Origin of the sequence: Streptomyces subrutilus (assembly GCF_008704535.1) — a bacterium.
Lineage (GTDB): Bacteria > Actinomycetota > Actinomycetes > Streptomycetales > Streptomycetaceae > Streptomyces > Streptomyces subrutilus.
The window spans coordinates 647,191-667,041 of the sequence record NZ_CP023701.1 but is presented as its reverse complement, the minus strand read 5'-3'; the positions used below and the strand labels follow the sequence as shown (position 1 = coordinate 667,041).

Genomic DNA, 19,851 nt, shown 5'->3' with positions numbered 1-19,851 from the left:
GCCATCATCGCGGATACTGAAGATCACGGCCGGAGGGCGCCCCCGCGGACCCCGGCGCACCGGATGGACCGAATGGAATCAGTGGACCTCAACGCCGCCGCCGACGCGTACGCCACCACCCCGCTCCTGAACTGCCTGCTCCGCGAGGTCGCCGAACCGGTCGCGGGCCCGGGCGCAGCCGTCCACCGACTGCGCGGCAGCGGGCGGTTGCTCCGGGTGCACGGCGGACGCCGTCCGGTGCGCCCCGAACTGCGCACCGCGGACGGCTGGCGGCCGCTCGCCCACCCCGACCTGGTCAAGCTCGTCTCCGACGAGCTGCGGCAGTTCACCGGCGTCGCGAACGACGAGCTCCCGGTCGAGATCGCCGACAGCCGCGACGCGGTCGCCGCGCTGCTGGCCGCGCGCGCCGCCGCCGCACCGCCCGCCGACCCGTACGTCCGGTCCGAGCAGGACCTGGTCATGGGGCACCCCCACCACCCGGCCCCCAAGGCCCGGGGCGGCGGGCCCGCGGCGAGCTGGCTGCCCTACGCGCCGGAGGCCCGCGCCCGCTTCCCGCTGGTCTTCCTCGGGCTGCGCGAGGACCAGGTGGCGGAGGAGGGCGGCGCGGCCGCCTGGGACGCCGTCGACGCGCTGGCCGGACTGCTCGACGGGCCGCGCCCGCCCGCCGGCTACCGGCTGCTGCCCGCCCACCCCTGGCAGCTCGACCTCGTCGGCGGCCGCGGGGCGGTCCGCGAGGCCTTCGCCGACGGGCGGCTGCTGCGGCTCGGCGAGAGCCGCCGGCCCGCCTGGCCGACCGCTTCCGTCCGCACCCTGTACGTACCGGACGCGGCCGCGGACCTGTTCGTCAAGTTCAGCCTCGACGTCCGCATCACCAACGACGTGCGCCGGCTGTGGCGTCACGACCTGCTGCGGCTGCGCCGGACCGACGCGGCCGTGGCGGCCGGCTTCGCGGCGCTGCGCGCGTCCGGTTCGACGGCGGCCTGGCTGTCCGACCGGGGGTACCGCACGGCCGGCTTCGCCTTCGAGGAACTGGCCGTCCTGGTCCGCGACGGCCTGCACGCGCACGTGGCACCGGGGGCGACGCCGCTCGCGGCGGCGGCCCTGGCCGAGGGCTGGCCCGGGAGCCCGCTGGCCGCGGCGCCCGATCCGGCGGCCTGGTGGCGGGCGTACCTGAGCCGGGTGGTGCCGCCGGCGCTGGAACTGTTCGCCCGGCACGGGGTGGTGCTGGAGGCGCACCTGCAGAACACCGTCGTCGCCGTGGACGCCTCGGGCCTGCCGGTGCAGGCGCTCTTCCGCGACGCGGAGGGGGTCAGGCTGCTGCCGGGGGCGGAGCGCGCGGCGGCCTGGCAGCGGCTCGTGTACTGCCTGGTGGTCAACCACCTCATGGAGATCGCCGGGGCGCTGACCGCACACCATCCGGACATCGCGCCGCTGGTGTGGCCGGCCGCGCGCGAGGAGTTCCTGCGCTACGACGCCGCGCGCGGCCTGCCCGAGATCGCGCAGCTGCTGACCGCCCCGGCCCTGCCGGCCAAGACCAACCTGCTGCTGCGCTGGACCCGTGCGGACGGCGCGGACGCCCGGTACCTCGATCTGGCGAACCCGCTGCGGGAGTGAGGGCGGCGGGGGTCCGGACCGGGGGGCGGGCGGGGTACGGAATTGGCCAAGGTGGTGACCGTTCACGCTCCCGTTTCCCTCAGAGGTATAGACCAATGCTACGTTGGTCGGGCAGACCGCGCAGTCCTTGACCACCCGTCAGAGGAGAAGCCATGCCCTCCCCTTCGCGGGGCGGCGGCCCGGCCGCCATGCCCAAGTACCAGCGGATCGCCGCAGCCCTGCGCCGCGATCTGGAGCACGCCGCGCAGGCTCCCGGAGGCAGACTGCCCTCCGAACGCAGGCTCGCCGACCGCTACCAGGTCAACCGCCAGACCATCAGGGCGGCGCTCCAGGAGCTCCGCGCGGACGGCCTCGTCGTCACCGGCCGCCGGGGCACCCGCCCGGCGCCGGCGGCGACCGGGTCCGCGCACGCCGCCGGGGCGGTGAACGGCCCGCCGCACGGCCGGGCCCAAGCCGCCCGCCCCGTGCCCGAGCCCGCGCTCGAACAGAGCTGGCTGACCCTGGTCACCGTGGCCCCCTCGCTCGCCGGCCTGCTCGGCATGGGCGGCGGCGCCCGCACCCTGGTCCACCACCGGCGCGAACAGGGGCCGGCGGGGGAGGCCCTGCGCCACGAGGCCACGTACTTCAGCCCGGCGGTGGTCGCGGCCAGTCCCGAACTGGCGGGCTACCGCGAGCGGGTGGAGGGCGCCCGGGACGAGGACCTCGCTCCCCTGCACCGGTGGCTCGACCGGGCGGCGGCCCGGGGCCGGGTCGCCGAGACCATCACCATGACGCGCACCACGCATCCGCCGGCCGTGGTCCCCTCCTGCGGGCTGACGGTACGGCGCACCCTGCACGACGCCGCGGGCCGGCTGCTGGCCGTCACCGACCTGTCCTTCCCCACCTGGGACCGTCTGATCTTCCACCGCGACCGCCGCGACCACGCGTCGACCGGCTTCCGCGTCACCTGACGACGCGTACGGGAGGGGATGCCGGAGGCCGCGCCGAACGGAGGGCCGGAGGGGGCGTCCGGCGGGACCGCCGGGGGCCGGTCGCGGGAGAGGAGCCTCAGGCGCGGGGCGCGCCGGGTCCGCCGGTGGCGGCCGGGGGGCTGACCGCCGCGCCGGCCGGTTCCCGGTGCGGGGCGAGGTCGAGGATCTCCGCGTCGAGCGGGTCGGGGGCCCCGGGGCCGTGGTGGTGCGTGGCGTCGGTGTCCTCGGTGTCCTCGGCGTCCGCAGTGTCCTCCGTGTCCTCGGCAGCCGCCGCGGCGGAGGGCGCGTCGGGGGCGGCGGCCGCGCCGGTCAGCAGGGCGAGGAGCCCGGCGACCTGGACGCCGGCCTCGGCCGGGTGGCGGAAGACGGCGCCGGTGGAGATCTCGTACCGGTTGCGCCGGCCGTCGCGGACGCGCCGCAGGTAGCCGTCCGACTCCAGGTCCGTGACGATCGTCTGGACCGTGCGCTCCGTGAGTCCGCACACGCCGGCGACATCTCTGAGCCTCACGGCCGGGTCCCGGGCGATGGCCACCAGAACACGGGCGTGATTGGTCAGAAATGTCCAATTCTGTCGCTGAGACGCGGTCCCCATGGGGTCATGATGCGTCATTTGTTTCCGGTGACGCAAGACGCGAAATGCTTTTCCGGCAATTCTTGACGTACGAGCCGAAGGGGGACACCATCTACGGCAGTCAAGGTCCCGCGCCGCAAGCCGACCAGCCCAAGGAGCGAACCCCATGCCGGTCCCTGCCCCGTCCTCCGATACCGCCCCCGTCCGTACCGCCGGCCCCACCGCGGCCGTTCCCCAGCAGCGCCAGAGCGCCGAGGCCGCCCGCATCGCGGGCCTGCCCCGGATCGCGGAGCCCCGTGAGGTGGCTCCCGCCGACGCCAGGGAACTCTCGAAGGTCTTCTTCCGGCGGCTGCGCGAGCTCACGGAGGGCACCGAGGAGTACCAGTACGTCCGCAACACCCTCATCGAGATGAACGCCTCGCTCGTCCAGTTCGCCGTCCGCCGGTTCCGCAACCGGGGCGACGGCGGGGAGATCGAGGACATCGTCCAGGTGGGCACCATCGGCCTCATCAAGGCCATCGACCGGTTCGACCCGGCCCGCGAGAACGAGTTCTCCACTCTCGCGATGCCCTACATCACCGGCGAGATCAAGCGGCACTTCCGCGACACCTCCTGGGCCGTGCGCGTCCCGCGCCGCCTCCAGGAACTGCGCATCGACATCGCCAAGGCCAAGGAAGAGCTGACCACGACGCTCGACCGCTCGCCCACCGTCGCCGATCTCGCCGGCCACCTCGGGCTTTCGGACGAGGAGGTCATCGAGGGGCTCGTCGCCGCGAACGGCCACACCAGCGGCTCGCTCGACGCCCCCCACACCGAGCACGGCGACGGTCCCACCGAAGGCCACAGCCTGGCGGACGTGATGGGCGAGGAGGAGCCGGCCCTGGAACTGGTCGAGGACATCCAGACCCTGGCCCCGCTGCTGGAGCGGCTCACCGGCCGCGAGCGCCGCATGCTCCAGATGCGCTTCGGCGAGGAGCTGACCCAGGCCCAGATCGGCGCCGAGCTCGGCATCTCCCAGATGCAGGTCTCCCGCCTGCTGACCCGGCTCCTGGCCCACCTGCGCGCCTCCATGCTGGAGGACCGGGGCGAGGAGTCCGCGCAGGGCGCCGTCTCCTCCGCACACCGGTCCTGATGCGCCCGGGCGCCTTCACCCGGCGGGCGACCGCCGGGTGAAGCGGTGCCACCAGTGCCGCCGCCGCGGATGCACGGCGCGGCCCAGCCGCCGTCCCAGCAGCAGGTAGCCCAGCAGGGCCCCCGCCGTGTTCAGGATCACGTCGTCGATGTCGAAGGCCCGTCCGGTGACCAGGGCCCCCTGCACCAGCTCGACCAGCGTCATCACCACCGTCGTGCACACCGCCACCCGGGCCAGCCCGCGTGCCTGCGGCACCAGCACCGGCAGCAGCACCCCGAACGGCACCCCCAGCAGCAGGTTCCCGCCGAGCTGCCGCGCCGCCTCCCGTACCGTGCCGTGGTCCAGGTAGGCGCGGATCGACTGCCCCGGGTGCACGTTGCTGTACGTGAGGGCCACCGAGGCTGGTGACGGCTCCAGCGTGAGCCGTGCCAGCACCACGCTGAACGCCACGGTCCCGGCCAGCGCCGCCAGCATCGCAGCCGCCCGCACCGCCGGATGCGCAGGCGCCTTCGGCTCCCCGTGCACCGGCCCGTCCGGGTCGAACCCGGGTGCCCCCCTGCCGTCCGTACGCGCCGGCCCGCCGTCGCCAGGGCGCGCCGCGTCCCGGTCCTCCGGACGCGCCGCACGGCCGTCGCCCCGCAGCGGACCCGCCCCACGCTCCTTCACTGTCGGCTGCGCCACACCCGGCCCGGCCGCCACGAGCGACCCCGGCGCGGCCGCTCCCGCCCCGCCGCCCCGGCCCATCCGCAGCCGACCGGCCCAACTCGGCCCCGATTTCGCCCTCATGAACGGTTTCATGGGCCCCGCTTACCCCCGGAACGCCGTCCGATGCCCGCCGCGACCGAACGGCGCGGCCCGGAAGGCCCCCGTACGTGAGGTGGATCACCTCCCCGTTTGCCGGTGCGAATGCCGGGCAGGTAGGCCGCCGGAGCGGAACCATGTCTTCCGGCGCATCGCGCGGGGGGCACGGCGCACGCGGGCCGATCCCGTCCCGCTCCACGGCCCGCCGGCCCACCCGGCGGCCGTCACCGGTACGACCCGCGAGGTGTATGTGTCCACGCTCCAGGCCGAACACGTCTACAAGGTGTTCGGAAGACGACCCGCCGACGCCGTCAGCGCGCTCGAAGGCGGCGCAAGCCGCGACGAGCTGCGCGCCGACGGGACCACGGCCGCGGTCATCGACGCGTCCTTCAGCGTCGAGCCCGGCCAGATCTTCGTCGTCATGGGTCTGTCGGGGTCCGGCAAGTCCACGCTGCTGCGCATGCTCAACGGACTGCTCGAACCCACGGCGGGGCGCATCCTCTTCGACGGCGAGGACCTCACCGGGCTCAGCCCGCGCGAGCTGCGCCGGGTCCGGTCCGAGAAGATCTCCATGGTCTTCCAGCACTTCGCGCTCTTCCCGCACCGCAGCGTCCTGGAGAACGCCGCCTACGGCCTGGAGGTGCAGGGCGTCGCCCGCCCCGAGCGCGAGCGCCGCGCCGCCGAGGCACTGGCCCTGTGCGGCCTCGAAGGCTGGGAGCACTCCTGGCCCGACGAGCTGTCCGGCGGCATGCAGCAGCGCGTGGGCCTGGCCCGCGCCCTGGCCACCGACGCCGACCTGCTGCTCATGGACGAGTCCTTCAGCGCGCTCGACCCGCTGATCCGCCGCGACATGCAGGACCAGCTCCTCGAACTCCAGCGGCGCCTGAAGAAGACCATCGTCTTCATCACCCACGACCTGAACGAGGCCATGCGCCTGGGCGACGGCATCGCCGTCATGCGCGACGGCCGCATCGTGCAGCTCGGCACCGCCGAGGACATCCTGGTCCGCCCGGCCGACGACTACGTCGCCTCCTTCATCCAGGACGTCGACCGCTCGCGCGTGCTGACCGCCGACGCCGTCATGGACGACGCGCCCGCCGACGCCGACTCCTGCGACTGCCCCACCGTCAGCGCCGACACCCCGCTCGCCGACCTGTGCGCCGTCAGCGCCCGCGTCCCGCACCCGGTGGCCGTCACCGGCGAGGACGGGGCCGTCGTCGGCTCCGTCCCGCAGGACCGGCTCATCGCCTTCATAGGCGACGAGCAACGCCCGCCGGTGGCCTGCACGGAGGTGGCCGCCTGATGCCCCGCCTGCACCTCGGCGACTGGGTCGACAGCGGTGTCGACTTCCTCCAGCGCCATCTCTCCTGGCTGTTCGACGCGATCAGCACCCTCGTCACCGGCCTCTACGACGGCATCGACGCGGTGCTCTCCGCCCCCGCCCCGCTGCTGTTCGCCGGCATCCTGGCCGTCGGGGCCTGGTGGCTGCGCGGCCTCCTCGCCGGCCTCCTCGCCTTCGCGGGCTTCGCGCTCGTCGACTCGGTCGACCTGTGGTCCGACGCGATGTCCACGCTCTCCCTGGTCCTGGTCGCCACCCTGGTCACCCTGGTCTTCGCGATCCCGCTCGGCATCTGGGCCTCGCGCTCAGACCGGGTCAGCGCCGTGCTGCGACCCGTCCTGGACTTCATGCAGACCATGCCCGCCATGGTCTACCTGATCCCCGGCATCATCTTCTTCGGTGTGGGCGTCGTCCCCGGCATCATCGCGACCATCATCTTCTCGCTGCCGCCCGGCGTCCGGATGACCGAGCTCGGCATCCGCCAGGTCGACGCCGACCTCGTCGAGGCCGCCGACGCCTTCGGCACCACCCCGCGCGACACGCTCGTGCGCGTCCAGCTCCCGCTGGCCCTGCCGACGATCATGGCCGGCATCAACCAGGTCATCATGCTGGGCCTGTCCATGGTCGTCATCGCCGGCATGGTCGGCGGCGGCGGGCTCGGCGGCGCCGTCTACCGCGCCATCGGCAACGTCGACATCGGCCTCGGCTTCGAGGCCGGCATCTCCATCGTCATCCTCGCCATGTACCTGGACCGGATGACCGGCGCCCTCGGCCGCCAGGTCTCCCCGCTGGGCCGCCGTGCCCTCGCCAAGGCCCGGTCCGCCGCGACCGGCGCCGCCAAGGTGTGGAACCACCGCCCCCAGCCCGCGTACGCCGTCACCGGCGCCGTCGTCCTGGCCCTCGTGGCCGGCGGCATGAGCACCTTCGGCGGCAGCGACGAGTCCGGCCCGGCCGGCGCCGACGACATCGGGAAGGGCCGCACCGTCTCGATCGGCTACATCCCCTGGGACGAGGGCATCGCCTCCACCTTCCTCTGGAAGGAGCTCCTGGAGCGCCGCGGCTTCAAGGTCGACGCCCGGCAGCTGGAGGCCGGCGCCCTGTACACCGGCCTGGCCGGCGGCCAGCTCGACTTCCAGACCGACGCCTGGCTGCCCGTGACGCACGCGCAGTACTGGGAGAAGTACGGCGACAAGCTGGAGGACCTCGGCTCCTGGTACGGGCCGACCTCGCTGGAGCTGGCCGTCCCCTCGTACCTGAAGGACGTCCGCTCGCTGGCCGACCTCAAGGGCAAGTCCGGCCGGTTCAAGGGCCGGATCATCGGCATCGAGCCGAGCGCCGGCGAGATGTCCATCCTCAAGGACAAGGTGCTGGGGGAGTACGGGCTCGACGGGGAGTACAAGGTCGTCGACGGCTCCACCCCGGGCATGCTCGCCGAGCTGAAGCGCGCCTACGAGAAGAAGGAGCCCGTCGCGGTCGTCCTCTGGTCCCCGCACTGGGCCTACTCCTCGTACGAGCTCACCAAGCTGGAGGACCCCAAGGGCGCCTGGGGCAAGGGCGACGGCATCCACACCCTGGCCCGCAAGGGCTTCGCCTCCGACGAGCCGAAGGTCGCCGAGTGGCTGCGCTCCTTCAAGCTCACCGAGGAGCAGCTGACCAGCCTGGAGGCCAAGATCCAGGACACCGGCAAGGGCAAGGAGCAGCAGGCCGTGCGCGGCTGGCTGGCCGACCACCCCGAGGTCGACAAACTGGCCTGATCCACCGCACCGCGCCCGACCCTCACCCTGAAGTCCAGGGTGAGACCGGGCCGCCGGCCGGACCCCGAGGGCGCCGGCGGGCGCAGGACGCCGTACGCACGGTCCTGCGCGCGCCGGCGCCCTCGCGCGTGCGGGCGCCGCGCGGCGGACCGCCGAGGTCCGGCCGCCGCGGCGGCGTACGCATCGGGCCAGGTGAGGGGCGCGGCGGGGAGCGGTTGATCGCCGAGTGTCCGTGAAAGCACCGGAACACTCCGGCCGCCCGAACCCCTGACCAGCCGGAACCCTGGACGATTCGCCCGTGCGGACCGGGCCTTGTCCATGGCACAGTGCGATCAGTCCAACCGCACGACCAGGGAGCCCCCATGCGCGATCCGCACCGCACGCCGCTGGTGGCCGCCCCCGCGGTCCCGCCGGAGCCGAGTCCGCTGCCGTGCTGTCCGGTATGCGACGAGAGACCGGAACGCATCTCCTGGCGCCAGCGCCCCGGCCTGCCCGTGGTCCTGGTCTTCGAGCCCTGCGACCACCGATGGACCTCGTCGACCGCCCCCGTCCTGACGGTCACCCCACCCCCGGCGGCGCACCGCGCGGGCGGTGCCTAAACGCTCTCCCCGGTCCGGCTCAGGACGCCCGCGATGCGGTCGGCGAAGGCCGCCTCGGTGAGGATGCCGATGCCCGCCGCCTCGGCCTTGGCGACCTTGCCGCCCGCCCTCTCGCCCGCCACGAGCAGCGTGGTCCGGCCCGAGACGGCGCTCGACGACGTGCCGCCGGCCCGCTCGATCAGTGCGCGGACCTTGTCCCGGGTGTCGTAGGCGGCCAGCGCACCCGTCATCCGGCCCGTGACCACCACGGTCTGGCCGGTGAGCGGGCCGTCGCCCGGCGCGGCGGCGGACTGCGGTTCCGCGAGGTTGACCCCGGCCGCCGCGAGCTTGTCGATCACCCCTCCGAGCTCCGCGAGCTGGGCGACGATCCCGGCGGCCTTGACGTCACCGACCAGTTCCACCGCCGTCATGGCCGCCGCGTCGGCGGCCCGGACTGCGTCCATCGTCCCGAAGTGCCGCGCGATCCGCCGGGACATCCCCCGCCCCGTGCCCACGAGCCCGAGCGCGCACAGCACCCGCGACAGCGGCCTGGCCCTCGCGGCCCCGATCTGCTCCAGCAGCTTCGCGGCCCGCTTCCCGCTCCCGGCCGCCGCGGCCAGTCGCGCGTGGTCCAGCGCGAACAGGTCCGCCACGTCCCGGACGTCCCCCGCCTCCACCAGCGCCCGTACGTACCGCTCGCCCAGCCCGTCGATGTCGAGCCGGTCGCGTCCGGCCGCGTACAGGATCGCCGCGATGCGGCCGCAGTCGGCGGGCCGGGCGCAGCGCCACCGCTCCTGGGAGCGGTCCACCTCCCCCTGGCATCCCGGGCACACCCGCGGCGGCTCGACCGGCCGCTCCTCGCCGGTGCGCAGCTCGACCACGGGGGCCTCGACGCGCGGGATGACGTCCCCCGCCTTGTAGACGGTCACCGTGTCGCCGATGCGCAGGTCGCGGCGCCCGATGTCCGCCGGGTTGTGCAGCGTCGCGTGCCGCACCACGGAGCCGTCCACCTCCACCGGCTCCAGCACGGCGGTGGGCGCGAGCACGCCCGTGCGCCCCACCGACCAGGTCACGTCCAGCAGCCGGGTCCGCCGCTCCACCGCCGGCAGCTTGTACGCGGTCGCCCAGTGCGGGTGGCGGGAGCCGGAGCCGGCCGCCTCCTGTTCGGCCAGGCCGTTCAGTTTCACCACGACCCCGTCGATCCCGAACGGCAGAGCGCCGCGCAGCGCCGCGATCCGCTCCACGTGCTCCTGCGCCCCGGCGACGGTGGCGGTCACCGACAGCCCGGCCGGGGTGTCGGCCGCCGTGCGCACACCCGTGCCGGCCACGTACGCCATCACCTCCGCGTGGGTGGCGCCGGGCAGGGGCGCGCCGCCGTCGAGCGCCACCGCGCCGAACGCCCAGAAGGACATCTCCACCGTGTACGGGCGGCCCTTGGCCCGCAGGGTGCCCGCCGCGCCGTTGCGCGCGTTGGAGAACGGGCCGGCCCCGTGTTCGGCGCGCGTCGCGTTCGCCCGGGCGAACTGCTCGGCCGTCAGCAGGACTTCGCCGCGCACCTCGAAGGTGGCGTCCACGGCCAGCTCCGGAGGCAGGCCCACGAGGGTGCCGATGGCGTGCGACACGTCCTCGCCGCCGGCGCCGTTGCCGCGGGTGACGAGCCGGACCAGCCTGCCGCGCCGGTACCGCGCTGCCAGCGAAGCGCCGTCCAGCTTGGGCTCGACGACGAACCCGCCGCTCACGGGCGCCCCGAGCCGGCGCACCAGCGAGGCCTCCCAGCCGAGGAGGTCCTCGGGGCCGAAGGCGTTGGAGAGCGAGAGCAGCGCCGTCGTGTGCGCGACCTCCCCGGCCGGCACGGCGCCGCCGGCCACCTTGCCGGTGGGGGAGGCCGGGTCCGTGTGCTCGGGGTACCGCTCCTCGTAGGCCTGTATCAGCCCCATGAGCAGGTCGAACGAGGCGTCGTCCAGGGCCGATCCGCCGGTGCCGTAGTAGGCGGCGGAGGCCCGCAGGGCGGCGGCGATGGCGCCGGCGTACTCGTCGCGGGTGGCCAGGGTTTCGGCGGTGGTCGTCGTCATGCGGCGATCTTCGCCGAGGGGTCTGACAACGGGCCCCGGACCGGCCCGGGGCCCCGCGCGGGCACCGGTCAGGCGACCGCCGCGGCGGAGGAGGCCGCCGAGGACGCGGCGACCAGGACGGCGGTCTGCGCGCGGGCGGGGTTCACCTCGGTGCGGGCGATGACGGTCGGCACGGCGATGCCCGGCATCAGCAGCCGCCACATCCGCACCACCCGGTCGACGAGGTCCGCCCGCGCCTCGCTGGCCACGGCGGAGTAGGTCTGCATGCCCGTACACGCCTCGACCACGAACTCGGCGAGCTCGGTCGGCTCGATGCCGGCCTGGAGCTCGCCCTTCTCGGAGGCGGCCCGCAGGCAGTCGGCCATGAGCCGGCTCCAGTCCTGGTACGGGGTGACGTCCCGGACGCCGAACGAGCCCTGCTCGCTGGTCAGTCGGACCCCGGCGCGCAGCACGACATCGGTCTGCAGCTGGTGTGCCCAGACCAGGGTGATGTCGACCAGGCGCTGGAGGCCGTCGGAGGTGAGCCACGGCAGGATCGAATCCGGCTGTGCGGTCATCACCGCGCGGGCGAGGTCTTCCTTCGACTTGAAGTGGAAGTACAGGGCGCCGGCGGTGACCCCCGCCTCCGCCAGGATGCGGTTGATGCTCGCACCGGCGAATCCCGACGCGTCGAAGACCACGGCCGCGGCGCGGAGGATCTCCTTGCGGGTCTGGATGGCTCTTTCCTGCTTCGGCTGCTGGGCCACGGTACCTCCTAGAGCAAACAGAGCGCTCCCTATGTTACCGATCGTTTGCCCTCGTACCCCCAACCGCCCGGAGATAAAGGGATCACCTTCCGTTCATCTGGGGATTTTTCGGCTTCTTTCTTCACCCCTTGACCAATCGATGGCCTCGCTTTTACTGTTTGGTGACTCAAAACAAAACGAGCATTCTCTATTTTCGTGGCTGGAACAGCATCGGCCACACGTGCCGCGGTCCTGCCGCGGCGCACGCTCAATTCCAGTGTTCTCAGGGGGAATCCACATGTCAGCCACCATCGCCACCAGTCAACGCCCCGGCGGCCTCTGCGCGCCGCACGCCCTGCGCTCCTTGCTCGCCACGTCCATTCCGCGGCAGTACGTCCATAAAACGGCCCAGTCCGAAGTCCTGCTGACGGGCTGGTTCCCGCTCGGCCCCGACCGCTTCCGGGTCACCGCCCGCTGGCCGGCCGGCCACTCCTTCTACGGGCCCGTGTACGGCCACCACGACCCGCTGCTCATCGCCGAGACCGTGCGGCAGGCCGTCCCCCTGCTCAGCCACGCCGCCTACGACGTGCCCTTCGGGCACCGCCAGACGTGGCACACCTTCCGCTACGCCGCCGACCCCGCCGCGCTGGCCGCCACCGGGGCCCCGGCCGAGGTGGAGATGGACATCACCTGCTCCGACGTGGTCCGCCGCGGCGGCAGGCTCGTCTCCGTGCACCTGCACGTCGAGCTGTCCGCGGACGGCGCGCGGCTGGGCACGGTGGAGACCGGTTTCGCCAACCTGGCGCCCGCCGTCTACCGGCGGCTGCGCGGCCCGTACGCCGACATCGACGAGGCCGTCCGCAGGGCCGTGCCGCTGGCGCCGCCGGTGCCGCCGCGCCAGGTGGCCCGTACGGACTTCGCCGATGTGGTGCTCTCGCCGACCAACGACCCGCACCGCACCCAGCTGCGCGTCGACCGCGCGCACCCGGCCCTCTTCGACCACCCGGTCGACCACGCGCCGGGCATGCTCCTGCTGGAGGCGGCCAGGCAGGCCACGCACGCCGTGGCGCACCCCCGGGCCGTGATACCCACCGGGATGGACGTGCTCTTCGCGCAGTACGTCGAATTCGACGCGCCCTGCTGGATCCAGGCCGAGGCCCTCGCGGACGGGGCCGACGACGGGGCCGGCGCCGGGTCCGGGGAGCGCGCCGGGTCCGGCGCCGGACGGGTGCGGGTGCGCGCCGTCCAGAACGGGGTCCCGGCCTTCACCGCGCTCGTCACCACGGCGCCGGTGTCCCTTCCGGCCGCGGCCGGCCGTACGGCGGGGTTGTTCATCCCCCGCCAGAGCGCCGGGCGCACCTGGTGAGCGGAGCGCCGGGGCGCCGCTCGGGGGCGGCGCGGAGCGGGGTCGGCACGGAACGGGCACCTTCGTACGGAGACGGGAACGAGCGCATGGGCGACGAACGGCTGTTGTTGAACGGCAAGGTGGCCATGATCACGGGGGCCTCCAGCGGCATCGGGGCGGCCGCCGCCCGGCTGTTCGCCGCCGAGGGGGCCGCGGTGGTGCTCGTGGCCCGCCGCAAGGAGCGGCTGGACCTGCTGGTGGAGGAGATCCGCGCGGACGGCGGCCGTGCGGTGGCGGTGCGGGGCGACGTCGCCTCCTCGGACGACGTCGAACGGGCGGTGGCGACCGCCGTGGAGACGTTCGGCACGCTCGACGCCGCCTTCAACAACGCCGGTTACGCCACGGCGGGTACCCCGCTCCACGAGATCGACGACGAGGTCTACGAACGCACCCTCGACGTCAACCTGCGCGGGGTGTGGAACTGCCTGCGCCACCAGGTCCCGGTGATGCTCGGATCCGGGGCCGGCGGGTCGGTGGTCAACACCTCCAGCGTGGCCGGGCTCCGGGCGACCGGCGCGTCGGCCGCGTACGTCGCCGCGAAGCACGCGGTGATCGGGCTGACCCGCGCCGCGGCCCTGGACTACGGGCGCCGGGGCGTCCGGGTCAACGCGCTCGTCGTGGGCAGCACCAGGACCGAGATGATGGAGGAGGTCCTCGGGGTCGACCCGGACCTGGAGGAGGTCTTCCTCGCGCACTCGGTGCAGCGCCGCATGTCGGGTCCGGACGAGGTCGCCCAGGCGGCGGCCTGGCTGTGCAGCGACCGCTCGTCGTTCGTCACGGGCGCGGCGATGGCCGTCGACGGCGGGGCGACGGCCCTGTAGGGCGCGCCGGGCGCGGCGGCGGCCGTGGTGCTTCAGGGGCGGTCCGGACACCACGGACCGCCCCTGAAGGCGTTGCCCGCCCGCCGGTCCCGTGGAGGATGCGGCATCCGGCAACCAAAACATACAGAACGATTGCTATTTTTTTTGGGAACGAGAAGCATCGTCTCCCCGTCGGCGCTGTCTGCCGCTCGGCGAGCGAGCGGCCCGCCCGCGCCCCCGCCGCACCGGGGAGGCGTCGGCGACAAGGGGAGAGGAGTAGGCGCGTGGTGTTCCAGGAGAGGGCCGTGCGTACCCGCAGCGTGCTGGTCAGGGCGGCGGCGGCGGAGTTCGGCGAGGTGGGGTACGGGGGCGCCCGGCTGTCGCGCATCTGTGCGTCGGCCGCGGTGTCGATGGGGGCTCTGACCTTTCATTTTCCCGTGAAGGCGGCTTTGGCCGACGCGGTGGAGCAGGAGGGCGGGGCGATCACCAGGGCCCTGGTGGAGCGGCTGCTCGTCCGGCGCCCCGAGCTCGACGCGGTGATCGGCCTGACGGTCGGCCTCGCCGGCCTCCTGGACGAGGACCCGGTCGTGCGGTCCTCGGTGCGCCTGGCCCGCGAGCGGCCCGGGGGAGGGGCGTGCTGGGTGGACGTATGGCTGCCCGCGGTGCGCGACCTGCTGCACCGGGCCTACGAAACGGGGCAATTGCGGCAGAGTGCGGCCTCGTCGCAGACTCTGGCGGACATGGTCGTGTACTTGCTGGCGGGCGCCGAACTGCAGGCCCGGGTGGGCGCGGAGCTGGCGGCCGGGGCTCGTCACAGCACCTCTGACCAGCTCGAACGCATCTGGCGGCTGGTGCTGTCCGGGGTCGCGGCCGAACCCTCCTGAAGGGTGCGGGCGGGGCGGTGCGGGGTGGGTCGCTCCCTCCAGAGGCTCAAAAGACCTAGAAAAACATAGCGAACGTTCTGTATGGTCTGAGAGTCGCTCGGGGGAAACAGGCCTCCGAGCCGCTGCCCGGCAGGGCGCACCGAGGAGGAACGGGGGAGTCCGTGAACGTGACGGTGACGGGGGCCGGCGGCATCGGCGGCGCCATCGAGACGACGGTGGACATCGCGATCGTCGGCGCCGGCCCCGCGGGGCTCTACGCCGCGTACTGCGCCGGGTTCCGCGGTCTGTCCGCGGCCGTCGTCGAGGGGCTCGACGAGCCGGGCGGCCAGGTGTCGGCGATGTACCCGGAGAAGCTGCTGTACGACGTCGCCGGGCACCCCGGCATCACGGGCCGCGGGCTGATCGACAACCTGCTGCGCCAGGCGGAGCCGTTTCGCACCGCGCATCTGCTGGGCCGAACGGCCGTCAGCCTGGACCCCCGGGAGGCCGGCGCGGCGCACGGGAGCGGAGGCGGGCAGGGGCCCGCGGCCGGGCCCGGCTGGACGCTCGGCACCGACGACGGCAGCCGGGTGCACGCGGGCGCGGTCGTGATAGCGGCCGGGCTCGGCAGGTTCGTACCGCGCACACTGCCCTGCTCCGTTCCGTACGAGGGCCGGGGCGTGGCCTACCACGTACCTCGGCTCGACGCACATGCCGGGCGGGACGTGGTGGTCGTCGGCGGCGGGGACAGTGCCGTGGACTGGGCGCTGGCCCTGGCTCCGCTCGCGCGGAGCGTGACCCTGGTCCACCGCCGGGGCACGTTCCGGGCCCACGAGCACAGCGTCCGCCTGGTGTACGCCTCCGGTGTCCGCGTCCTCACCGACGCCCAGGTGGTCGCCTGCCACGGAGCGGACCGGCTCGAACGGGTCGAGGTCCGGGCCGCCGAGGACACCCTGATCCTGCCGGCGCAGTCGCTCGTGGCGGCGCTGGGCTTCTCCTCCGGCCCGGGGCCCGTCGCGGACTGGGGGTTGGAGCTCGAACACCGCAGGATCCGCGTCGACCGGTCCATGCGGACCAACCTGCCCCGGGTGTACGCCGTCGGCGACGGCTGCACCTACCCCGGCCGGGTGCCGCTGATATCGGTCGGCTTCGGGGAGGCGGGCACCGCGGTCAACCACGCCGCCGTGTCGCTGCGGCCCGGGGAGCGACTGGCCCCCGAGCACTCCTCCGACACCTCCCCGGGGGACACGGCGCCCACCGCGCCCGCCGTCCGCCCCGCACCGGCCGGTGCGGCGGCGGTACCCGCGTAGGCGGGCCGCTCCGCTCCGGCCGACCGGACACCGGTACCGGATCCGCCCGGTGCCCGCGCACACCATGCCGACATGCGACATGCCCAGAGGGGACTTGGGAAGCGATGCTCCGCAACACGCTCACACTCATGCCGGAAGGCGTGCAGATACACCTGCCGCAGGGATCGCCGCTGACGGACATCGAGTACGAGACCTCCGAACCGGTGATTCCCTTCGGCTGCCGCTCGGGAGCCTGCGGCGCGTGCGTCGTCGAGGTCCTCGACGGCGCCGACGCGCTCGGCGAGGCCGACCCCGAGGAGACGGACTTCCTCGAAGACCTCGGCCGGGCGGACGGCGCCTTCCGTCTGGCGTGCCAGTGCCGGCTGATGGCCTCCGCGACCGTGCGCGTCGTGGAGGCCTGACCCGGCCCGCGCGCACACGGCGCCGCGGGTCCGCGGCCCGCCCCGCGCCCGGCCCGCCCCGCGCACCGGCGGCGGAGACGCGAACGGCAGACACGCGAAAACAGGAACGCACGAACGGCAGACGCACAGACCGACAGGCACACAGGCCGCCCCGGGCCCCGAGCGCACCCCTGCTCCGGCCCGCACCCGGCCCTCCACCCGCTTCAGACGTCCAGGAGTGCTCGTGTCCGTGATCAACACCGAACCCCGCACCACCGCACGCGGCAGCGCCCCCGCGACTGCGGCGCCCGACCCCCGGCAGAGCATGACGGCCCTGCCCCGCGTCCTCCAGTACCCCTTGACGGTCTTCACCGGCAAGGCGCTCCCCGAACAGGAGCCCCTGGGCTGGACCCCCACCTTCCACCTGCTGACCGCCACCGCGTCGATGGTCGTCGGCGTCCTGCTCGGCACCCTCGGCTACGCGCTCGGAGGCGCCTGCCTGCTGTTGCTGCTGCCCGGCTGGGCGGTGACCCTGCACGGGATGCGCAACCTGCGGATGATGATCTACCACCAGTGCTCGCACCGGAACATGTACCGCAGCCGCACCCCCGACCGGGCCATCGGCCACGCGATATCGAGCCTGCTCGTCATCCAGAACTTCCAGCGCTACAGCCGTGAACACGTCAGTGACCACCACGCCACCCACCACATGACCCTCCAGGACCCCACGGTCCAGGCCTTCCTGGTCAGCCTCGGCATGCACCCGGGCATGACCCGGCGCCAGATGTGGCGCCGGCTCCTCGGCAAGCTGGTCTCGCCGCGCTTCCACCTCGCGTTCGCCGTCTCCCGCGTCCGGTCCTTCGCCAAGGAGTCGGCCCGCACCGAGAAGGCCACCGTGCTCGGGCTGTACGGGACCGCGGTCCTCGCCACCGCTCTCACCGGGACCTGGCCGGCCCTGCTCCTCGTCTGGTTCGTGCCGCTCGTCCCGCTGTTCCAGATCAGCAACACCCTGCGGCTGTGCGTCAAGCACACCTTTCCCGAGCCCGGGATCGAAGACCGGCGCAGCCGGGCGTACTTCGCCTCGCTGACCAACGCGATCTTCATCGGCGACCGGGTCCCCTCGCCCGCCCTGCCCGCCGGCCGGCGCGCCCTGGCCTGGAGCCGTTGGACCCTGCGCCTGCTGTTCGTGCACGCCCCGGCCCGCTACCTCGTCCTGACCGGTGACACGGTGGTGCACGACTACCACCACCGGCATCCGCGCAGCGCCGACTGGGCCGACTACCTCTTCGCCCGTCGGCAGGACGCCGAAGAGGCGGCGGCGTCGGGGGACCGCAACCGGCCGCCCTACCACGAGGTGTGGGGCCTGGTGCCCGCCATCAGCCACGTCTTCGACTCGCTGGCCGCCGCCGACGCCGAGGAGTTCGACGTGAACCGGCTCCGGTCCGTCTCCAAGCGCGAACTCTTCGCCGCCTTCGACGACTGAGCCGGCCATGACGATCCGCCGACCGCCCACACCGGCACCGACCGCCCTCCTCCCGATTCAGGAACCCCCGATGCGGACCATGCCCCACCAGGAATCAGCGCCCCGTACCGTCATCCTCGGGGTCGCGGCCAGCGACAGCCACGCCGTGGCCAACCACCTCATCGCCTACTCGCTGCGCGGCCTCGGCTACGACGTCGTCAACCTCGGCACCTGCACCTCCGTCGACGAGTTCGCCGAAGCATGCGCACAGCACCCGGACGCCGAAGCCGTCGTCATCGGCAGCCTCAACGGCCACGTCCACGAGGACCTGCGCGGACTCGACCGGGCCAAGCAGGCCGGACGGATCACGTGCCCCGTGGTCGTCGGCGGCAACCTGTCGGTCGGCAGCCACAAGGACGACTCCTCCCTCGACCGCCTCTACGCCGCCGGCGTGGACCACATCCTGAGCGACCCGGCCGAACTGCCCCTCCTCCTCGACGCCCTGCGCGCCGCCCGCGACCGCTCGGCCGTCGCCTCCGGCATGGCGGCGTCATGAGCCTGACCTCGCTGCCCGCCCTCGGATCGCCGCCGCGCACCGCACCCGGGCCCGCCGTCCGGGGTACCGGTCCGGCCGCCCTGCCGACACCGGCCGAGAGCGCCGCGTACATCGGCTCGCTCGGCAAGCCCACGGCGGCCGAGGTCCTCGACCGGTGCCGCGCACAGGGCCGGGTGGCGATCCAGCCGCGGTGCGGGGTCGGCGGCCACGAGGAGATGAAGGCGCTGCTGACGACCCTGGAGGCGGAGGCCGCACCCGACATCCTCACGCTCACCATCGACTCGCACACCCGCCTCAAGCGGTTCGAGGAGGCGCTGCGCACCCTCAACCTCCGACCCGCCGACCTGAACGGCTACCCGCTGGTGGCCCACGGATGGCGGCGCGGCCGGGAGATCAACGAACTGCTCGCGGCGCCCCTGGAGATCCGGCACGGCTCGCCGGACGCCCGCATCCTCTTCGACGTGTCGGTGGCCTCGGGCATGACCTCCTTCGAGGGCGGCGGGATCTCGTACAACCTGCCCTACTCGAAGGCCGTGCCGCTCGCCGAGTCGCTCGGCGCCTGGCAGGACGTGGACCGGCGCTGCGGGGAACTCGCCGACCACGGGGTGGTCATCGACCGGGAGCTGTTCGGCACGCTCACCGCCGTGCTCGTACCGCCCTCGATCAGCCTGGCCGTCAGCGTCCTGGAAGCGGTGCTCGCCGCCCGCGCGGGCGTGCGCTGCATCTCCGTCGCCTACCCGCAGGGCGGCCACCTCGCCCAGGACGTCGCGGCGCTGCGCGCCATCCCCGTGCTCGCCGAGCGCTACCTGCCGGCCGGCGTCACCGTCCACGCGGTGCTCCACGAGTTCATGGGCGTCTTCCCGCGCGAGCGCGGCAACGCCGAGGACCTGATCCTCTACGGGGCGCTCGTCGCCCGGCTCGGCGGCGCGTCCAAGCTGATCACCAAGACGCACCAGGAGGCGTACGGCATACCCGACACGGCGGCGAACGTCGAAGGGCTGCGCCTGGCCGACCGGGCCAACTCCCCGCTCCTCGACTTCATCGGCGTCGACACCGGCCAGGTCGCCGAGGAGCTGGAGTGGATCCTCGCGGAGGTGGCCGAGCTCGTCGAGCCGCTGCTGGCCGCCGCCGACCTGGCGGACGCCATCGCCCTGGCCTTCGCCGAAGGCCGGCTCGACATCCCCTTCAGCGCCAGCCGCCACGCCCGCTCCGACCTGATCCCGCGACGCGACGCGGCCGGCGCCATCCGCTACCTGTCGACCGGAGCGCTGCCGTTCTCCGCGGCCCACCTGCGCCGCAACGAGGAGCTGCTGCACGCCGTGGACGGCCCGGACCCCGGCTTCGACACGCTGATGCGGGGGCTGACCGGCGACATCAACCACTTCCGCCACGTCTTCCGTGAGGAGGAGCCGACCACCCCGCCGACCCGGCCCTTCTCCGCCCCCGCGCCGGCACCCGCCCCCGCGCCCGGCCCACCGGGCCGGTCCCAAACCTCCAGCGAACCGAGGAACTGACACC

The 19,851-nt window shown here is 73.9% G+C and carries 17 protein-coding genes and 1 pseudogene; 14 read left to right on the top strand and 4 right to left on the bottom strand.

Annotated elements, in window-relative coordinates; all coding sequences use genetic code 11:
* Positions 1 to 63 precede the first annotated feature (63 nt).
* Together CP968_RS02880 and CP968_RS34595 are read left to right on the top strand one after the other, a co-directional pair.
* Positions 64 to 1,614, top strand: a complete 1,551-nt coding sequence (locus CP968_RS02880) for an IucA/IucC family protein (RefSeq protein ID WP_150516474.1) — start codon at positions 64 to 66, stop codon at positions 1,612 to 1,614.
* 152 nt (positions 1,615 to 1,766) lie between these two features.
* Positions 1,767 to 2,564: a GntR family transcriptional regulator gene (locus CP968_RS34595; protein WP_229885820.1), complete on the top strand. Its 798-nt coding sequence runs from the start codon at positions 1,767 to 1,769 to the stop codon at positions 2,562 to 2,564.
* 307 nt (positions 2,565 to 2,871) lie between these two features.
* Here CP968_RS34595 and CP968_RS34590 read toward each other — a convergent pair.
* A pseudogene (locus CP968_RS34590) lies at positions 2,872 to 3,177 on the bottom strand (winged helix-turn-helix domain-containing protein); the annotation flags it as partial.
* 145 nt (positions 3,178 to 3,322) lie between these two features.
* Here CP968_RS34590 and CP968_RS02865 point away from each other — a divergent pair.
* The gene (locus tag CP968_RS02865; RefSeq protein ID WP_150516472.1) at positions 3,323 to 4,288 is read left to right on the top strand and encodes a SigB/SigF/SigG family RNA polymerase sigma factor; all 966 of its coding nucleotides are present in this window, start codon (positions 3,323 to 3,325) and stop codon (positions 4,286 to 4,288) included.
* A gap of 15 nt (positions 4,289 to 4,303) precedes the next feature.
* On the opposite strand, the gene CP968_RS02860 is transcribed toward CP968_RS02865, so the two are convergent.
* Positions 4,304 to 4,777 (bottom strand): VanZ family protein, encoded by a 474-nt coding sequence (locus tag CP968_RS02860; RefSeq protein WP_373303972.1) that lies wholly within the window; start codon positions 4,775 to 4,777, stop codon positions 4,304 to 4,306.
* Positions 4,778 to 5,339: 562 nt separating this feature from the next.
* Between CP968_RS02860 and CP968_RS02855 the strand changes: the two genes are divergently transcribed.
* From CP968_RS02855 to CP968_RS02845, 3 genes are all read left to right on the top strand, one after another.
* On the top strand, positions 5,340 to 6,392 hold the full coding sequence (locus CP968_RS02855) for a quaternary amine ABC transporter ATP-binding protein (protein ID WP_150521676.1): 1,053 nt from the start codon (positions 5,340 to 5,342) through the stop codon (positions 6,390 to 6,392).
* Positions 6,392 to 8,182 carry an ABC transporter permease/substrate binding protein gene (locus CP968_RS02850; protein WP_150516471.1) on the top strand — a complete coding sequence of 597 codons (1,791 nt, stop codon included), beginning with the start codon at positions 6,392 to 6,394 and terminating at the stop codon, positions 8,180 to 8,182. The genes CP968_RS02855 and CP968_RS02850 overlap by 1 nt, the downstream gene beginning before the upstream one ends.
* 362 nt (positions 8,183 to 8,544) lie before the next feature.
* Positions 8,545 to 8,781, top strand: a complete 237-nt coding sequence (locus CP968_RS02845) for a hypothetical protein (protein WP_150516470.1) — start codon at positions 8,545 to 8,547, stop codon at positions 8,779 to 8,781.
* Here the strand turns inward: CP968_RS02845 and ligA are convergent.
* Positions 8,778 to 10,832, bottom strand: coding sequence for an NAD-dependent DNA ligase LigA (gene ligA, locus CP968_RS02840; RefSeq protein WP_150516469.1), 2,055 nt, complete (start codon positions 10,830 to 10,832; stop codon positions 8,778 to 8,780). The two genes, CP968_RS02845 and ligA, sit on opposite strands and share 4 nt — an antisense overlap.
* A gap of 68 nt (positions 10,833 to 10,900) precedes the next feature.
* Entirely contained in the window at positions 10,901 to 11,578 is a 678-nt protein-coding gene (locus CP968_RS02835; RefSeq protein WP_150516468.1) for a ScbR family autoregulator-binding transcription factor, read from the bottom strand.
* A gap of 277 nt (positions 11,579 to 11,855) precedes the next feature.
* Between CP968_RS02835 and CP968_RS02830 the strand changes: the two genes are divergently transcribed.
* The 8 genes from CP968_RS02830 (at position 11,856) to CP968_RS02795 (ending at position 19,847) form a co-directional block, all read left to right on the top strand.
* Positions 11,856 to 12,923 (top strand): ScbA/BarX family gamma-butyrolactone biosynthesis protein, encoded by a 1,068-nt coding sequence (locus CP968_RS02830; RefSeq protein WP_150516467.1) that lies wholly within the window; start codon positions 11,856 to 11,858, stop codon positions 12,921 to 12,923.
* Positions 12,924 to 13,048: 125 nt separating this feature from the next.
* A complete protein-coding gene (locus CP968_RS02825) occupies positions 13,049 to 13,783 on the top strand; it encodes an SDR family NAD(P)-dependent oxidoreductase (RefSeq protein WP_229885869.1) in 735 nt (244 codons plus the stop codon).
* Between the two features lie 284 nt (positions 13,784 to 14,067).
* A complete protein-coding gene (locus CP968_RS02820) occupies positions 14,068 to 14,646 on the top strand; it encodes a helix-turn-helix domain-containing protein (RefSeq protein ID WP_150516465.1) in 579 nt (192 codons plus the stop codon).
* Between the two features lie 161 nt (positions 14,647 to 14,807).
* The gene (locus CP968_RS02815; protein ID WP_229885819.1) at positions 14,808 to 15,935 is read left to right on the top strand and encodes an NAD(P)/FAD-dependent oxidoreductase; all 1,128 of its coding nucleotides are present in this window, start codon (positions 14,808 to 14,810) and stop codon (positions 15,933 to 15,935) included.
* 104 nt (positions 15,936 to 16,039) lie between these two features.
* Positions 16,040 to 16,336, top strand: a complete 297-nt coding sequence (locus CP968_RS02810) for a 2Fe-2S iron-sulfur cluster-binding protein (RefSeq protein WP_150516464.1) — start codon at positions 16,040 to 16,042, stop codon at positions 16,334 to 16,336.
* A gap of 223 nt (positions 16,337 to 16,559) precedes the next feature.
* Positions 16,560 to 17,798 carry a fatty acid desaturase gene (locus CP968_RS02805; RefSeq protein ID WP_208835971.1) on the top strand — a complete coding sequence of 413 codons (1,239 nt, stop codon included), beginning with the start codon at positions 16,560 to 16,562 and terminating at the stop codon, positions 17,796 to 17,798.
* Positions 17,799 to 17,868: 70 nt separating this feature from the next.
* Positions 17,869 to 18,333: a cobalamin-dependent protein gene (locus CP968_RS02800; RefSeq protein WP_208835970.1), complete on the top strand. Its 465-nt coding sequence runs from the start codon at positions 17,869 to 17,871 to the stop codon at positions 18,331 to 18,333.
* Positions 18,330 to 19,847 (top strand): methylaspartate mutase, encoded by a 1,518-nt coding sequence (locus tag CP968_RS02795; protein WP_150516463.1) that lies wholly within the window; start codon positions 18,330 to 18,332, stop codon positions 19,845 to 19,847. Before CP968_RS02800 ends, CP968_RS02795 begins: the two co-directional genes overlap by 4 nt.
* The last annotated feature ends 4 nt before the right edge of the window (positions 19,848 to 19,851 follow it).

Coding starts and splice junctions, on each gene's coding strand:
- CP968_RS02825 (WP_229885869.1), top strand. CDS start 13,049: ATGATCACGGGGGCCTCCAGCGGCATCGGGGCGGCCGCCGCCCGGCTG.
- CP968_RS02795 (WP_150516463.1), top strand. CDS start 18,330: ATGAGCCTGACCTCGCTGCCCGCCCTCGGATCGCCGCCGCGCACCGCA.
- CP968_RS02810 (WP_150516464.1), top strand. CDS start 16,040: ATGCTCCGCAACACGCTCACACTCATGCCGGAAGGCGTGCAGATACAC.
- CP968_RS02845 (WP_150516470.1), top strand. CDS start 8,545: ATGCGCGATCCGCACCGCACGCCGCTGGTGGCCGCCCCCGCGGTCCCG.
- CP968_RS02800 (WP_208835970.1), top strand. CDS start 17,869: ATGCGGACCATGCCCCACCAGGAATCAGCGCCCCGTACCGTCATCCTC.
- CP968_RS34595 (WP_229885820.1), top strand. CDS start 1,767: ATGCCCTCCCCTTCGCGGGGCGGCGGCCCGGCCGCCATGCCCAAGTAC.
- CP968_RS02865 (WP_150516472.1), top strand. CDS start 3,323: ATGCCGGTCCCTGCCCCGTCCTCCGATACCGCCCCCGTCCGTACCGCC.
- CP968_RS02830 (WP_150516467.1), top strand. CDS start 11,856: ATGTCAGCCACCATCGCCACCAGTCAACGCCCCGGCGGCCTCTGCGCG.
- CP968_RS02880 (WP_150516474.1), top strand. CDS start 64: ATGGACCGAATGGAATCAGTGGACCTCAACGCCGCCGCCGACGCGTAC.
- ligA (WP_150516469.1), bottom strand. CDS start 10,832: ATGACGACGACCACCGCCGAAACCCTGGCCACCCGCGACGAGTACGCC.
- CP968_RS02850 (WP_150516471.1), top strand. CDS start 6,392: ATGCCCCGCCTGCACCTCGGCGACTGGGTCGACAGCGGTGTCGACTTC.